The sequence below is a fragment of the Streptomyces sp. MUSC 14 genome (genome assembly GCF_001866675.1).
Taxonomy (GTDB): Bacteria; Actinomycetota; Actinomycetes; order Streptomycetales; family Streptomycetaceae; genus Streptomyces.
The window spans coordinates 14,664-30,008 of record NZ_MLYN01000014.1 but is presented as its reverse complement, the minus strand read 5'-3'; the positions used below and the strand labels follow the sequence as shown (position 1 = coordinate 30,008).

Sequence of the window (15,345 nt, the reverse complement as noted above, 5' to 3'; positions counted from 1 at the left end):
TCCCTTCACCCCGGGTTCCCCGTACGTACGGGACCCGTACGGCAGACGGGTCCGGCCCTCCCGCCGGAGGGCCGGACCATGACCCCGCCGGCCGGGAACCGCGGGTGAGGCCGGTCGGGGCGTCGGGGCGAGCCGGGCGGCTCAGGGCTCAGTTCGAACCGGGAAGGGACGAGCCGTCGTTCGCGGTGCCGCTGCCGGACTGGTCGCCGGTCCCGGTGCCGGTGCCGGTTCCTGCGCCGGACTGGTCACTGCCGCTGCCACTGGCACTGCCGCTGCCGGACGGGTCGGTGGCCGAGGCGGACGGGTCGGCGGAGCCGCCGATCTGACTGCCGCCGGCACCGGCCGGGTCGCTCGCGGAGGCCGAAGGGGCGGCGGAGCCGGACTGGTCGCCCGCGCCGCCGCCGTTGCCCGCGTTGCCGCCGGCGCCCAGCGTCGCGCCGGTGGCCTGGAGAGCCGCGGTGACCGGCTGGAAGAAGGTCTCGCCGCCGCTCGTGCAGTCGCCGCTGCCGCCGGAGGTCAGGCCGACCGCGCTGCCGTCCTGGGTGAACAGGGAGCCGCCGCTGTCGCCGGCCTCGGCGCACACGTTGGTCTGGATGAGGCCGTTGACGGTGTCGGTGCCGCCCGGGACGGTCTCGCTCGCGAAGTTCACGGTGGCGTCGAGGCCGGTGACCTGGCCGTTGTGCAGGCCGGTGGTGGAGCCCATGCGGAACACGGTCTCGCCGACGGTGGCGTCCGCGGCCTTGGTGATCTGCACGGTCTGGCCGTTGCCGGCGTTGACCTCGCTGGGCGCCTGGGTGGTCTTGTCGTTGTACTTGACGAGCGAGAAGTCGTTGCCCGGGAACTTGGCCTGGTCGACGGTGGCGATCGGCTGGCCGGTCTGCGAGTCGGACCAGTCCTTGGCCGCGACCCCGCAGTGACCGGCCGTCAGGAAGGCGGGGCTGCCGTCGGAGGCGGTGACGTTGAAGCCGAGGGAGCAGCGGACGCCGCCCTGCTGGGTCTGGGCGAAGATGGCGTCGCCGCCCGAGACGAAGGTCTTGAAGGAGCCGGCGGACTTCTTCAGGGTCGCCATGCCCGAGCCGAGGCTCTGCACGGCCGACTGCAGCTTGTTCCACTTGGCGCCGGTGACGCTGGAGTCGGCGGTGACGAGGATCTTGTCGGTGCGCGGGTCGACGGCCCACGAGGTGCCGGGGATCGTCGCCTTGCTCTTCAGCGTCCCGGCCGCGGTCTTCAGCGCCTTGGTGCTGTTCTGCACCTCGCGGACGATCGCGCCCGCCTTCTGCGCCTGGGCCGTCAGGTTGTTGTCGCCGTTGACCACGTTCACGACGAGCTGCTGCTTGGCGCTGTCGTAGTAGGAGCCGGCGAAGGCGGTGCCGAGGGTCTTCTCCAGCTGGGTGGCGAGGCCGGAGGCGTCCGAGGCCTTCAGGGTCCGGGCGGTGCCGAGGGTGCCCGCGGCGTTCGTGTCGCTCTTGTCCTGGGACGCCATGGCGTTGGGCAGCAGGAGAGCCGCCGCTCCGAGCGCCGCGACACCGCCCACCGCTATCGCGGCCTTGCGCTTGGGCATTCGCTTGTGACTCAACTTCTCGACCTCCTGGGGACGGGGGTCTGCCGCTCATGGGCAGTTCGGTTCGGCGCCTGGATGGCCGTACGTACGCACCGGGCGCGCGCCGTGTTCAAACGGGCGGCTCAACTGCCGTACGGGGTGGGTGAATCGGCCAGGGTCGGCCGCGGGGTGCGTGGCGGCGGGGACGGCTGGGAACAATCGCCCATATGACGATGACCACCGCCGAAGCCGACAAGATCCTCGCCGACCGCTTCGCACCCTGGGTGCGCGATCTCGGGCTGAGCGTCGAAGGCATCGGCGAGGACCGGGCGGTGCTGCGTCTGCCCTGGTCGCAGCGGTTGGCCCGGGAGGGCGGCGGGCTGTCGGGGCAGGCGCTCATGGCGGCCGCCGACACGGCGACGGTGATCGCGGTGTCGGCCGCGCGGGGCGCCTTCGTGCCGATGACGACGGTGCAGCAGTCCACGTCGTTCCAGCGCCCGGTGACCGGCGCGGATGTCCTGATCGAAGCGGTCCTGACGAAACTGGGCCGCCGGATGGCGTTCGCGGACGTCACACTGTCCGACGCGGAGTCAGGGGCGCTGGCCGCCCGGACCAGCACCGTGTACGCGCTCCTGGACTGACGCCCGGTCGGCTCCCGCCCGGCCTCCGGCCGACTCCCGATCAGCTCTCAGTCGACTCTGGGCGCACCCCGATCCGACACGGTCCGCTACTGATCGGTAACGGTCCGTTCCGCGTACATACCGGAATCCCGGCTTCAGCGAATCTGCACATCGAATACCCAAGCGGGTCACCGACGGCGGGGGATCTGCACATACCCGCGTCCCCGGACACGGCATTGGCGCGGAGTGCCGGATTCGCCGTCGGTAAGACAAGGGGAAGAGCAGCAAGCGATTGCGACGATGCCGCGCGGCTTGTGAAGGAAGCGCCGACAACCCGTGCACGCACCTGCACGGATGAACCCGTTCCCGGACCAAGTGCCCTGGTGAGCGCGTTGATTGATTGGAAGCGTGCCCAGCCTGCGTGCTTTGATCCATCGCACCGCAGGGCACTGCGACCTCCGGGCCACGGGGGTCGGCCGCCCGCGGGTCGCGGCCGTCCGTCTGTCCCCAGAGGGGGCCGCTCCCCCCTTGTGAAATATCCTTTAGGAAGGGAAGTTCCATCATGAACTCCACCCCCCAGGTCGAGACCGTCGAGATCTCGGACGCCGAGCTGGACAACGTCTCCGGCGGTCTGTCCGTGAACGCCCTCAACACCGTGACGGGCGCCGTCAACGGCATCGCCCCGGTCTCCGGCCTGGTCAACACCGTCGTCGGCACCGTCGAGGGTGTCACCGGCCTGAACGTCGCGCCGGTCACCAACCTGGTCGCCGGTCTCTGATCGCGCCCAGTGCCAACCGAAGTCCCGGAGCCGTTTCCCGGCTCCGGGGCTCTCGGGTGCCCGCCCACGGAAGCCGGACCGTATCGCCCGGCTCTTCGGCGGGTGCCCGGCCCTGTGTCGTAACGCTGTCTCCTCTCGGGTGAGGGAAGTCCCGTGCAGTTCCGCCAACAGGCCCTCGCCAAGCTCCAGTCGCCGGAAGAGCTGGACCTTCCGGTGCGCCTGGCCCGTCCCCAGGGCTGGCTCGCGCTGGGGGTCACCGTCGTCGTCATGGCCGCGGCCTCCGTCTGGGCGGTGACCGGTTCGGTCGCCTCCACGGTGGGCGCGCCCGCCATCCTCACGCACGGCCAGGGCAGTTACCTCCTGCAGAGCCCGGTCTCCGGCCAGGTCACGGCCGTTCTCGCGCGGCAGGGCGAGCAGCTGCCCGCGAACGCGCCGGTGCTCAAGGTCCGTACCGTGCAGGGCGACTCGGTCGTCCGCACCGTCGCCGCGGGCCGCGTCAGCGCGCTCGCCGCCACCATCGGGCAGATCATCCAGACCGGCACGAACGTCGCCTCCGTGGAGAAGGTCGCCCACGCCTCCGATCCGCTGTACGCGACCGTGTACGTCCCCGCCGAGGACGCCGCCACCATCCCCGCGCACGCCTCCGTCGACCTCACCGTCTCCTCGGTGCCGACACAGACGTACGGCGTGCTGCGCGGCCAGGTGACGTCGGTGGACCGCGAGGCGCAGTCCGCCCAGTCGATCGCCGCGTTCCTCGGCGACAGCCAGCTCGGCGAGCAGTTCACCCGCAAGGGCCGCCCGGTGGCCGTCACCGTCGCCCTGGACACGTCGGCGACGAAGAGCGGCTACCGCTGGTCCACCTCCGACGGGCCGCCGTTCGGGCTCGACTCGATGACCCTCGCCTCCGCCTCGGTCAAGCTGGCCGACCAGCGTCCGATCGATTGGCTGCTGCCGTGAGCCCACAGACAGGAACCGGCCAGGACACCCGTGGCCGCAGACGCGCCGCCCCGGCCAAGCGACCGGTGCCGAGGCCCCGCGGCGGCACGGTCCGCACCCCCACCGTCCTCCAGATGGAGGCCGTCGAGTGCGGCGCCGCCTCCCTCGCGATGATCCTCGGACACTACGGCCGGCACGTCCCGCTGGAGGAGCTGCGCATCGCCTGCGGCGTCTCCCGCGACGGTTCGCGTGCCTCCAACCTCCTCAAGGCGGCACGCGGTTACGGCCTGACCGCCAAGGGCATGCAGATGGACCTGGCCGCGCTCGCCGAGGTCGCGGCACCGGCCATCCTGTTCTGGGAGTTCAACCACTACGTCGTCTACGACGGCATGGGCCGCCGCTTCGGCCGGCGCGGGGTCTACATCAACGACCCCGCCAAGGGCCGCCGGTTCGTGCCCATGGAGGAGTTCGACGGCTCCTTCACCGGTGTGGTGCTGGTACTGGAGCCGGGCGACGGCTTCAGCAAGGGCGGGCGCAAGGCGGGCGTGCTCGGCGCAATGCCGGCCCGGCTGCGCGGCACCGCCGGCACCCTGCCCGCCGCCGTCCTCGCCAGCCTGCTGCTGGTCGCGGTCGGCGCCGCGGTGCCCGCGCTCAGCCGCACGTACATCGACACGTTCCTCATCGGCGGCCGGACGTCCCTGCTGGGCGTGCTGTTCGCCTCGATGGGCACCTGTGTGCTGCTCACCCTGGTGCTGACCTGGCTCCAGCAGGCCAACCTGCTGCACGGCCGGATCATCTCCTCCACCCTGTCCAGCGCCCGCTTCCTGCGCCATCTGCTGCGGCTGCCGGTCACGTTCTTCTCCCAGCGCTCCCCCGCCGACCTCGTCCAGCGCCTGCAGTCCAACGACCAGGTCGCCGAGACGCTGGCCCGCGACCTCGCGGCGGCCGGCGTGGACGCGATCGTCGTGGTGCTGTACGCGGTGCTGCTCTACACCTACGACCCGCAGCTCACCTTCGTCGGCATCGGCGTGGCCCTGCTCAACGTGGTCGCCATGCGCCTCGTCGTACGGCTGCGGGCGACCCGGACGGCGAAGCTGCGCGCGGACACGGCACGGCTGACGAACACGTCGTACACCGGCCTTCAGCTGATCGAGACGATGAAGGCGACCGGCGGCGAGGACGGCTACTTCCGCAAGTGGGCCGGGCAGCACGCCACCACGCTGGAGGAGCAGCAGCGCCTTGGCGTGCCGAGCGCCTGGCTCGGCGTGGTCGCGCCGACGCTGGCCACCTTCAACAGCGCGCTGATCCTGTGGATCGGCGGCATGAAGGCCGTCGAGGGGCACATCTCGATCGGTCTGCTGGTCGCCTTCCAGTCGCTGGTGGCCCGCTTCACCGCCCCGCTCACCCGGCTCAACGGCGTGGCCGGCCGCATCCAGGACTTCGCGGCCGACGTGGCCCGGCTGAAGGACGTGGAGAACTTCCAGGCCGATCCGCTCTACGCCCGCCCCGGTGGCGGCGGCGACTCCACGCGCCGGCTGCACGGGCACATCGAGCTGGAGAACATCACCTTCGGTTACAGCCCGCTGGACAAGCCGCTGCTGAGCGGCTTCGACCTGGCCGTGGGCCCGGGGCAGCAGGTGGCGCTGGTCGGCGGTTCCGGCAGCGGCAAGTCGACGGTCTCCCGGCTGATCTCGGGCCTGTACGCCCCCTGGGACGGTGTGATCCGCATCGACGGCCGCCGTCTGGACGACATCCCGCGCGGGGCGCTCGCCTCCTCCGTCTCCTTCGTCGACCAGGACGTGTTCCTCTTCGAGGGCTCGGTCCGCGACAACATCGCCCTGTGGGACCCGTCCGTCCCGGACGAGTCCGTGGTGGAGGCGCTGAAGGACGCGGCGCTGTACGACGTCGTCATGCGCCGGCCCGGCGGCATCCACAGCAAGGTCGAGCAGGACGGCCACAACTTCTCCGGCGGGCAGCGCCAGCGCCTGGAGATCGCGCGGGCGCTGGTGCGCCGGCCGAGCATCCTCGTGCTGGACGAGGTGACCAGCGCGCTGGACGCGGAGACCGAGCTGGTCGTGATGGACAACCTGCGCCGGCGCGGCTGCGCCTGTGTGGTGATCGCGCACCGGCTGAGCACGGTCCGCGACAGCGACGAGATCGTGGTGCTCCAGCACGGCACGGTCGTCGAACGCGGGCGGCACGAGGAGCTGGTGGCGCACGGCGGCGCGTACGCGGCACTGGTCAGGGAGCGGTGAGATGACGACTGTGCAGGAAGGGCAGGAGGGGTACGCCGGCGACCTCGTCCTCGGCGCGCTCGGCTCGCTGGGCGCACGCGTGGACTGCGCCGGGTTCAACCGGGTCGACCTGGAGGGCCCGCAGGTGCTGTGGCTGGTCGCGGCCGGCGCCCTGGACCTGTTCGCGGTGGACGCGGCCGAGCAGGGCCACTGGCACCACCTGGGCCGGCTGGAGGCGGGCGCGCTGCTGCTCGGCCCGGTCGCCGGACCCCAGCACACCCTCGTGGCCCGCCCGGTGCGCGACTGTGCGCTGCACCGGATCAGCCTGCGCGAGCTGTACCAGCCCGCGAACACCCAGACCTGGTCCTACGACGAGTACGGCAACCCGCAGTACGTCCCGCCCGCCACCAGCCCGCTGGAGTACGCGGTCGCGCTCGGCGTCGGCCGCGGTCTGTCCGTCCTCTTCCAGGCCCCGATGGCCGAGGACCGTTCCCAGGCGCCGGCGGACGACGACGTGTTCTGGATGCAGGTGCCGCCGGGCAGCGTGCAGTACGGCTCGCTGTACGGCACGGAGGCCGCCGCCGACCTGCTGATGGACCCGGCGCTGTGGCAGTCCATGGTGGACCAGCAGTACCGGCTGCTGACCGCGCTGGACCGGTGGATCGAGCAGCTGGAGCGCACCCACGAGACGCGGGCCGCCGCCGGCATCAAGGCCGGTGAGGAGGTCCGCGCCCAGGCCGACCGGACGCTGCTCGCCTCCATCGGCCGCCGCTCGGCCCGCCGGACCACGGCCGCCGACGCGGACGCCGGGTACGCGGCCTGCAAGCTGGTCGCCGAGGCGGCCGGGATCACCCTGGCCGAGCCCGCGCAGAGCAGCACCGAGAGCGAACGCCTGGACCCGGTCGAGCGGGTGGCCCTCGCCTCCCGGGTGCGCACCCGCACCGTACGGCTGGACGGGCGCTGGTGGCGGGAGAACGCGGGCCCGCTGGTCGGGCACCGGGCGCTGTCCGGGGCGCCGGTCGCGCTGCTGTGGCGGCGCGGCGGCTATGTGGCCGTGCATCCGGGCACGGGGCGCGAGACGCCGGTCGAGAAGGCGAACGCGGAGGAGTTCGAGCCGCGCGCGGTGATGTTCTACCGGCCGCTGCCGGACAAGGCGCTCACCCCGCTCGGCCTGCTGCGGTTCAGTCTCCAGGGCACCCGCGGCGACCTGGTCGCGCTGCTCCTCGCCGGGCTGGTGACGGTGGCGATCGGCGCGCTGGTCCCGGTCGCGACCGGCAAGGTGCTCGGCGAGTACGTGCCGACGGCGCAGTCGGGTCTGATCGTCCAGATGTGCCTGGCCGTGATGGTGAGCGGTGTGGTGGCGGCGGCCTTCACCCTGCTGGAGAACCTGTCGATCCTGCGCCTGGAGGGCCGTATCGAGGCGGCGCTCCAACCGGCCGTCTGGGACCGGTTGTTGCGCCTGCCCACCCGCTTCTTCACCCAGCGCTCCACCGGTGAACTGGCCAGTGCCGCCATGGGCATCAGCACGATCCGCCGGCTGCTGGCGGGCGTCGGACCGGTGGTCGCGCAGTCGGTGACGGTCGGCGCGATGAACCTGGGCATGCTGTTCTGGTACAGCGTACCGATGGCGATGGCGGCGCTCGGCATGCTCGTCGTCATCGGGGCCGTGTTCCTCGGGCTCGGGCTGTGGCAGGTGCGCTGGCAGCGGCGGATCGTGGTGCTCGGCAACAAGCTGAACAACCAGGCCTTCCAGACCCTGCGCGGGCTGCCCAAGCTGCGGGTGGCGGCGGCCGAGAACTACGCGTACGCCGCCTGGGCACGGGAGTTCGCGCGCAGCCGGGAGCTCCAGCAGAAGGTCGGCCGGATCAAGAACCTGTCGTCGGTGCTCGGCGCGGTCTATCTGCCGATCGTGACACTGCTGATGTTCATGCTGCTGGCGGGCCCGGCGAAGGGCGCGATGTCGGCGGCGGACTTCCTCACCTTCAACACCTCGGTGACGATGGTGCTGACCTCGGTGACCCAGCTGACCGGCTCCTTCGTCTCGGCGGTGGCCGCGCTGCCGCTGTTCGAGGAGATCAAGCCGGTCTTCGAGGCGACGCCCGAGGTGCGCTCGGCGAGCACCCGGCCGGGCCGGCTGTCCGGCGCGCTGGAGGCCCGGCGCCTGTCCTTCCGCTACGCCGACGACGGCCCGCTGGTCCTGGACGACGTGTCCTTCGCGATCCGGCCGGGCGAGTTCGTCGCGGTCGTGGGCCCGAGCGGCTGCGGCAAGTCCACCCTGCTGAGGCTGCTGATCGGCTTCGACAGGCCGGTTTCCGGCAGTGTCCTCTACGACGGCCAGGACCTGGCGGCGCTGGACCAGTCCGCCGTCCGCCGCCAGTGCGGAGTGGTCCTCCAGCACGCCCAGCCGTTCACCGGCTCCATCCTGGACGTCATCTGCGGCACCGAGCCGTACACGCCGGAGGAGGCGATGGCGGCGGCCGAGATGGCGGGCCTCGCCGAGGACATCCAGCGGATGCCGATGGGGCTGCACACGATCGTGGCGGCGGGCGGCGCGATCTCCGGCGGGCAGCGCCAGCGCCTGATGATCGCCCAGGCCCTGATCCGGCGCCCGCGCATCCTCTTCTTCGACGAGGCGACCAGCGCCCTGGACAACGACACCCAGCGCATCGTCATCGACAGCACCCGCAAGCTGAACGCGACCCGCGTCGTCATCGCCCACCGGCTCTCGACGGTCCTGGACGCCGACCGGGTGATCGTGATGGAGGACGGCAAGGTCGTCCAGCAGGGCAGCCCGGCCGAGCTGCTCGCCGACACCGCGGGCCGGCTGCACGAGCTGGTGCGCAGGCAGATGGCCTAGGAGGCGTCGGGGCCGCCCGGCGCTCGGGGTGCCTTCCCGGCCCGGTGGGGGCGCAGGGAGGTCCAGTGGTGCTCGCAGAACCAGCGGCCGAGCAGGGCTCCGCCGTAGAGGACGAAGCCGACGCCGATCAGCCAGGACTCGACCACGAGGACGGTGCCGACCGCGCCGTAGCTGAGCGCGTTGGTGACGATCAGCGGCGTGAAGACGAGGTAGGAGAAGGCGCGCAGGCCGGAGAGGCCGAGGACGGTGGCGACGGCGCCGGGCAGCAGGGCGCGCCAGTGGACCTGGCCGCCGAGCAGGAAGCGCTGCCCCCACCAGAAGAAGAGCACACCGGTCACCGCGGACAGCACGATCCGCTGCCCGCCGGACAGCACGGTCTTGGTGGCGGCCTCCTGGTAGAGGTAGGCGGTGAGCACCAGGAGCCAGGTCGCCTGCCGCCACACCCGGTGCCAGGGGCCGGAGGCCAGGCCCCAGATCCGTTCGAAGGCGTTCTGTACGCTGCCGCCGAAGGTGACACCGAAGACGCCGAGCAGCACGAGGCTGAAGACGCTCGTCGTGCCGATGACGTTGTGCGACGGGCTGATGACGTCCGTGAGCGCGCGGGCGGACTCGCCGGACAGGCCCATGCCGTCGGTGAGCCAGGCGGCGAAGCCGCCCCTCGCCAGCGGGTCGGCGGCGGCGACCACGATCAGCAGCGGGGCCAGCGTCACCAGCGCCAGGGTGGCGAACCCCATGGCCCGGTGCAGCAGTTCCAGCTCACGGCCGTGCTCGAACAGGGCCCGCACCCGGAGCCACTGCCAGGCGCGGTGCAGGCCGTGCCGCCACCGCTTCACGGCTCCTCCCGGGCTCGCCACCGCCATGCTCTCCTGAGCCGATTCATCCACCCCCGCGCGCTCCGGGCAACTCGCGCTGTGCCGGACACGGCGCACGGGCCGGGGCGGCCCGCCGTGGCGCCCCGTGCGGCGGCCGGCCCGCCCCCGTCAGTCCAGCCCCGGCACCGGCGCCCCGGACGGCACGCCCGCGTCGAGGTAGGCGGCGTAGAACTCCTTCCAGGGCGCGCTGACCCCGGCGTGCGGGCCCTCGAAGCGTTCGCCGCGCGCCCTGGCGTCGAGGGCGGCGAGGCACACCTCCCAGCCGGCGCCGTTGCGGGCGGCGGTGTTCGTCTCGCCGAGCACGTGGGTGAGGGTGAACCGGGTGCGCCGCTCGCCGACGGCCTCCAGGTCGAAGTGGAGTTCGTCGCCGCCCCACTCGAAGGACAGGTGCCGCAGCGGTTCGACGGCGAGCACCGTGCCGGTGAACGCGGGCGTCTTCGGGTCGGTGAAGCGGATGGTGCCGCCGGGGTGCGGCTCCATCTCGGCGCGGAACGGGAACCACTGCTCCAGTTCGTCGGCATCGGTGGCGAACTGCCAGACGCGGTCCACCGGGTGGTCGTAGGTGCGGGTGAACCGGACGGCGGGGCGGCCGTCGTCCAGGGTCAGATACGTGCCGGTGAGGTCGACGGGCATGGGGGCTCAGTCCTCCGCTGGTGAGGGATGCGGGGTGTCGTCCGAGGTCGCGACGAGGGAGGCGACCGGGGCCGGGTCCAGATGCTCGGACGTGCTCGGCCGGCTCGGTGCGCGTCACCAGTTATATGCCCGTCAAGGAACACGGACCCGCGTGACGCGCGACACCCAGCGAAACGTTGCCGTTTCGCAGCGAGTGTTCTAGCCTCGACGTGTACGAAACCGTTTCGTTTACGCGCCGCCGCTATCGGCGCGTTCGTTCTGTCCCGAACGACTTCCCTGGAGTGGTTCATGTCCCAGAAGACCCTCCCCGAGGGCTCCCGCGCCGGAGCCGTCGGGATCGACAAGGCCGGTGCGGACGCCGGAGCGGGCGCGGCCCCGGCGAAGCGCTGGTGGATCCTCGCGGTCGTCGCCGTCGCCCAGCTGATGGTCGTGCTCGACGCCACGATCGTGAACATCGCCCTGCCGTCCGCCCAGACCGACCTCGGTTTCTCCGACGGCAGCCGGCAGTGGATCGTGACGGCCTACGCCCTCGCGTTCGCCTCACTGCTGCTGCTCGGCGGCCGCATAGCCGACCTCTTCGGCCGCAAGCCCGCCTTCCTCGTCGGTGTCGTCGGCTTCGCCGGGGCCTCCGCGCTCGGCGGCGCCGCCAACGGCTTCACCATGCTGGTGATCGCCCGTGCCCTCCAGGGAGCCTTCGGCGCCCTGCTCGCGCCCGCCGCCCTGTCGCTGCTCAACACCACCTTCACCAACCCCCGGGAGCGGGCCCGCGCCTTCAGCGTGTACGGCGCGATCGCCGGGGCCGGCGGCGCTGTGGGTCTGCTGCTCGGCGGTGTGCTGACCGACGCCCTCGACTGGCGCTGGACCCTGTACGTGAACGTGGTCATCGCCGTCGTCGCCTTCGCGGGCGGCTGGCTCCTGCTGAGCAACCACCGCGACGCGGTGAACTCCAAGCTCGACGTGCCCGGCACCGTCCTGGTCGCCGGCGGACTGTTCTCCCTGGTGTACGGCTTCTCCAATGCCGAGACCCACCACTGGAGCTCGCCGCTGACCTGGGGCTTCCTGATCGCGGGCGGCCTGCTGCTCGCGACCTTCGCCTGGTGGCAGACCCGCGCCGCCCACCCGCTGCTGCCGCTGCGCATCCTGCTCGACCGCGACCGCGCCGCCTCCTACATCGCGGTGCTCATCACCGGCGCGGGCATGTTCGGCGTGTTCCTCTTCCTGACCTACTACCTCCAGCTCAACCTCGGCTTCAGCCCCACGAAGACCGGTGTGGCGTTCCTGCCGATGGTCGGCGCGCTGATGGTGACCGCCCAGGTGGGCACCACCCTGCTGCTGCCCCGCATCGGCCCCAAGGCCGTCATTCCGCTGGGCTTCGCGATCGCCACGGCCGGCATGGCCTGGCTGACCGGCATCGGCCTCGGCGCGCACTACACGAGCGCGGTGCTGCCCCAGCTGATCGTGATCGGTGTCGGCCTCGGCCTGGTCATGCCGCCGGCCATGCAGCTGGCCACCGGCGGGGTCGCGGCCGAGGACGCCGGCGTGGCCTCCGCGGCCGTCAACGCCATGCAGCAAGTGGGCGGTTCTATCGGTACGGCGCTGCTGAACACGCTCGCCTCGACCGCCGCCACCAGCTATCTGTCCGGCCGCGACGCCACCAGCAAGCTGGTGCAGGCACAGGCGACCATCGAGAGTTACACGACCGCGTTCTGGTGGTCCGCGGGACTCTTCGCCGCGGGCGCGCTGATCGCCTTCCTGCTCTACCGGCGCGGGGTGCCGCAGCAGGACGCGGGAGCCGCTCCGGTCGTCCACATGTGACCGCCGGGAGCCGAAAACCCCGGGGGGCCGCCGTCAGCAGGGAGACGGCGGCCCCTCGGCCTGTCAGCATGCGGGGCACTCAACGCCCGCTGGCCGTACGGCAGTTCGGGGCGGAGACGGGGGCCTTCGGCAGGCGGTGTCGGCCCTGGCGGACCCACGTCGGCCCCGGCGGGAGGCCCGAGCCGCGTCGCTCTGCGTGTCCGAAACGTCCGGCATGTGAGACGCCTCTTCGACGCGGATGTAACGGCACCGAACGAAACCGGTGTTTTTTCGCCGCTCCCCGGGACGGCCCCCCACGGGCCGTACCCGGGGAGCGGCTGTGTGCCCGGAAGCCGGCGGGCGGCCCCACTCCGCCCGTCGGCCCCGGTACGAGATCGCTGATTCCCCGCTCCAGTGGCCGCACTCCCCAGTTGCGGACCTGCTCCGGCGCGTACGGGTACCCTGCGATCCCGGTCCTGGCAGGCGGGTCGCCTAGAAGGCGAAGACACCGCCGGTGATGGAGTCCTTGACACAGGCGTTGCCGAAGGTCCGCTCATAGGAGACGCGCTGGCCCTGCCAGACGCCCTGGACCGTGACGACGACCGGGTTGTACAGATCGGTGCACCACACGCCCGCGGCGGGCTTCAGCGCGCTGAAGTCACCACCGGTGCCGCGCAGTTCGGCGCAGGCACGGTCCGCGGCCGGGTGGGTGCCGGAGGCCGTGGGGGCGCAGGAGAGGGTGACGGCGCGCTCCGGCGTGGCCGTGGCCGCGTCGTTGCCGTGCCCCACGGTGAGTACCAGCGCCGAGGGGGCGTACAGCGACGACGGGGCGGCGCCCGGTGCAGCGACGGCGGCCCCGGCCAGGGGTCCGCAAACGGCGGCGGCCGTGAGGCCGAGGGCCGCTGCCCAGCGCGCGGTGTTCCGCATTTTGTGCATCCTTCCGCTCAGTCGGACGAGATGCCTCCCCGTGCCCGGATCGGGCGCCGGAGCGGCGAGCGCCACTCTGCCGAGTCCCCGGTCGAAACACACATCGAACGCATAGGTTTCGGTAACCTTTCGTGTTGAATCAGTGGCGTGATGTCACGGAATTTGCACACCGTGACCCAGGAACGGAGCGGGTTCCGCGCTTCGCGAGCCATCCAATGGCTGGAAATCACCGCATCGTTAATCGTCCTGAAACACTCCGGCCCTGTCGCCGTTGAAGCGATTCATGACTCCCCGTGTTCAGGTGACGATCATGAAGTGGCCACCGGCTCCGGGACCCGGCCGGCGCTCGTCCGGCTACCCGCCAGTATGGTCGGGCCGCACCTGTACCCCATCTCATCGGCGACGAGAGGCGGACTGCCGGATGGCGAAGCACTGGGCCGACTTCCAGTACGAGATCTATCTGAACGGGATGACGGGTGCCGTGCCCCGGCTGCCCACCGATCTGACCCGGCTGGAGGAGCTGGCCGAACTCCGGCTCGCCCCGGGGCCGGTGGGGTACGTGGCGGGCAGCGCGGGCGACGGCAGCACGGCCCGCGCCAACCGGGCGGCGCTCGCCCGGCGCCGGATCGTGCCGCGCATGCTGCGGGACGTCGGCGAGCGCGATCTGTCGACCGAGGTGCTCGGGCGGTCCCTGCCGGCGCCGCTGGCGCTGGCCCCCGTCGGCGTACTGCAGATCATGCATCCCGATGCCGAACTCGCCGCCGCCCGGGGCGCCGCCGCGCAGGGCGTGCCGTACATCCTGTCGTCGGCGTCCAGCACGCCGATGGAGCAGGTGGCGGAGGCGATGGGGGACGCCGAGCGGTGGTTCCAGCTGTACTGGGGCAAGGACCGCGAGGTGACCCGGAGCTTCCTCGGCCGGGCGAAGGCCGCCGGGTTCTCGGTGCTGGTGGTCACGCTGGACACCCAGTTGCTGGCGTGGCGGCCCCGCGACCTGGACCAGGCGTACCTGCCCTTCGTGCACGGGGTGGGAACCGCCAACTACTTCACCGACCCGGCCTTTCGCGCGGGGCTCGCCCGGCCCGTGGAGGAGGATCCGAACGCGGCGGTCCTGCACTTCCTGGGCCTGTTCGGAGATCCGGGCAAGACCTGGCCCGACCTGGCCTTCCTGCGGGAGCACTGGGACGGCCCGATCGTCCTGAAGGGCGTCCTGCACCCGGACGACGCCCGGCTGGCCGTCGACGCCGGGATGGACGGCGTGGTGGTCTCCAACCACGGCGGCCGGCAGGTGGCCGGCTCGGTCGCGGCGGCCGACGCGCTGCCCCGGGTCGCCGCGGCGGTCGGCGACCGGTTGACGGTGCTGTTCGACAGCGGCGTGCGCACCGGTGACGACGTGTTCAAGGCGCTGGCCCTGGGCGCGCGGGCGGTGCTGCTGGGGCGGCCGTACGTCTACGGGCTCGGCCTGGACGGACAGGCAGGCGTCGAGCACGTCGTCAGGTGCCTGCTGGCCGAGTTCGACCTGACCCTCGCCCTGTCCGGACACACCCACCCGGGGAGCGTGTCGGCGACCGACCTCGCCCCGGACACCACCGCCTGACTCACCACCAGGCGTCCCTCTCCATCAGCTGCCCGAGCAGGCGCAGGAGAGGGAACCGGGACTCGCCCGACGGCATGTCAGTGACCCGGCACTGGCCCGCCGACCGACCCCGGACCCCAACGACTGACCTGCCGTTGCCGCAGGCGGGCGGACCGCCACCGGCGGCGGGTCAGACGTCCTTCCGCGGCCGCCGCGCGGGCCGTGGAGAAGGGCCGCCCGTACCGGCGACGGACACGGAGCCAGGACTCGCCGACGGCATGTCAGTGACCCAGCAACTGGCCCACCGACCGACCCCGGACCCCACCGCCGCAGGCGGGCGGACCACCACCAGCGGCGGGTCAGACATCCTTCCGCGGCCGCCGCGCGGGCCGTGGAGAAGGGCCGCCCGTACCGGCGACGGACACGGAGCCAGGACTCGCCGACGGCATGTCAGTGACCCAGCAACTGGCCCACCGACCGACCCCGGACCCCACCGCCGCAGGCGGGCGGACCACCACCAGCGGCGGGTCAGACATCCTTCCGCGGCGGCCGCGCGGGCCGTGGAGAAGGGCCGCCCGTAC

11 protein-coding genes are annotated in these 15,345 nt (G+C 72.2%); 7 read left to right on the top strand and 4 right to left on the bottom strand.

Annotated features, from left to right (window positions below; translation table 11 throughout):
• Window positions 1–148: 148 nt before the first annotated feature.
• Complete coding sequence (locus tag BIV25_RS07645; protein WP_256255658.1) at window positions 149–1,576, bottom strand: S1 family peptidase; 1,428 nt, start codon at window positions 1,574–1,576, stop codon at window positions 149–151.
• Between the two features lie 191 nt (window positions 1,577–1,767).
• Here BIV25_RS07645 and BIV25_RS07640 point away from each other — a divergent pair, with 191 nt between their 5' ends.
• The 5 genes from BIV25_RS07640 (at window position 1,768) to BIV25_RS07620 (ending at window position 8,965) form a co-directional block, all read left to right on the top strand.
• Entirely contained in the window at window positions 1,768–2,181 is a 414-nt protein-coding gene (locus BIV25_RS07640; protein ID WP_071371414.1) for a PaaI family thioesterase, read from the top strand.
• Window positions 2,182–2,722: 541 nt separating this feature from the next.
• Window positions 2,723–2,938 (top strand): hypothetical protein, encoded by a 216-nt coding sequence (locus BIV25_RS07635; protein ID WP_071371413.1) that lies wholly within the window; start codon window positions 2,723–2,725, stop codon window positions 2,936–2,938.
• A 153-nt stretch (window positions 2,939–3,091) separates the two neighbouring features.
• Entirely contained in the window at window positions 3,092–3,895 is an 804-nt protein-coding gene (locus BIV25_RS07630) for an HlyD family efflux transporter periplasmic adaptor subunit (RefSeq protein ID WP_071371412.1), read from the top strand.
• On the top strand, window positions 3,880–6,129 hold the full coding sequence (locus BIV25_RS07625) for an NHLP family bacteriocin export ABC transporter peptidase/permease/ATPase subunit (protein WP_079176487.1): 2,250 nt from the start codon (window positions 3,880–3,882) through the stop codon (window positions 6,127–6,129). Before BIV25_RS07630 ends, BIV25_RS07625 begins: the two co-directional genes overlap by 16 nt.
• A 1-nt stretch (window position 6,130) precedes the next feature.
• Entirely contained in the window at window positions 6,131–8,965 is a 2,835-nt protein-coding gene (locus BIV25_RS07620) for an NHLP bacteriocin export ABC transporter permease/ATPase subunit (protein WP_071371410.1), read from the top strand.
• Here the strand turns inward: BIV25_RS07620 and BIV25_RS07615 are convergent.
• Both BIV25_RS07615 and BIV25_RS07610 read right to left on the bottom strand, forming a co-directional pair.
• Complete coding sequence (locus tag BIV25_RS07615) at window positions 8,962–9,825, bottom strand: ribonuclease BN (protein ID WP_071371409.1); 864 nt, start codon at window positions 9,823–9,825, stop codon at window positions 8,962–8,964. The two genes, BIV25_RS07620 and BIV25_RS07615, sit on opposite strands and share 4 nt — an antisense overlap.
• Before the next feature lie 120 nt (window positions 9,826–9,945).
• A complete protein-coding gene (locus BIV25_RS07610; protein WP_071371408.1) occupies window positions 9,946–10,470 on the bottom strand; it encodes an SRPBCC family protein in 525 nt (174 codons plus the stop codon).
• 288 nt (window positions 10,471–10,758) lie between these two features.
• On the opposite strand from BIV25_RS07610, the gene BIV25_RS07605 reads away from it, so the two are divergent.
• Complete coding sequence (locus BIV25_RS07605; RefSeq protein WP_071371407.1) at window positions 10,759–12,285, top strand: MFS transporter; 1,527 nt, start codon at window positions 10,759–10,761, stop codon at window positions 12,283–12,285.
• Between the two features lie 471 nt (window positions 12,286–12,756).
• Here the strand turns inward: BIV25_RS07605 and BIV25_RS07600 are convergent, their stop codons facing one another.
• On the bottom strand, window positions 12,757–13,191 hold the full coding sequence (locus tag BIV25_RS07600) for a subtilase-type protease inhibitor (protein ID WP_071371406.1): 435 nt from the start codon (window positions 13,189–13,191) through the stop codon (window positions 12,757–12,759).
• Between the two features lie 421 nt (window positions 13,192–13,612).
• Here BIV25_RS07600 and BIV25_RS07595 point away from each other — a divergent pair, with 421 nt between their 5' ends.
• A complete protein-coding gene (locus tag BIV25_RS07595; protein WP_071371405.1) occupies window positions 13,613–14,785 on the top strand; it encodes a lactate 2-monooxygenase in 1,173 nt (390 codons plus the stop codon).
• Window positions 14,786–15,345: the final 560 nt, after the last annotated feature.

What these genes read in the sequence shown, in the direction of transcription:
- BIV25_RS07640 (WP_071371414.1), top strand. Translation starts at nt 1,768, where the DNA reads ATGACGATGACCACCGCCGAAGCCGACAAGATCCTCGCCGACCGCTTC.
- BIV25_RS07635 (WP_071371413.1), top strand. Translation starts at nt 2,723, where the DNA reads ATGAACTCCACCCCCCAGGTCGAGACCGTCGAGATCTCGGACGCCGAG.
- BIV25_RS07620 (WP_071371410.1), top strand. Translation starts at nt 6,131, where the DNA reads ATGACGACTGTGCAGGAAGGGCAGGAGGGGTACGCCGGCGACCTCGTC.
- BIV25_RS07615 (WP_071371409.1), bottom strand. Translation starts at nt 9,825, where the DNA reads ATGGCGGTGGCGAGCCCGGGAGGAGCCGTGAAGCGGTGGCGGCACGGC.
- BIV25_RS07610 (WP_071371408.1), bottom strand. Translation starts at nt 10,470, where the DNA reads ATGCCCGTCGACCTCACCGGCACGTATCTGACCCTGGACGACGGCCGC.
- BIV25_RS07605 (WP_071371407.1), top strand. Translation starts at nt 10,759, where the DNA reads ATGTCCCAGAAGACCCTCCCCGAGGGCTCCCGCGCCGGAGCCGTCGGG.
- BIV25_RS07600 (WP_071371406.1), bottom strand. Translation starts at nt 13,191, where the DNA reads ATGCGGAACACCGCGCGCTGGGCAGCGGCCCTCGGCCTCACGGCCGCC.
- BIV25_RS07595 (WP_071371405.1), top strand. Translation starts at nt 13,613, where the DNA reads ATGGCGAAGCACTGGGCCGACTTCCAGTACGAGATCTATCTGAACGGG.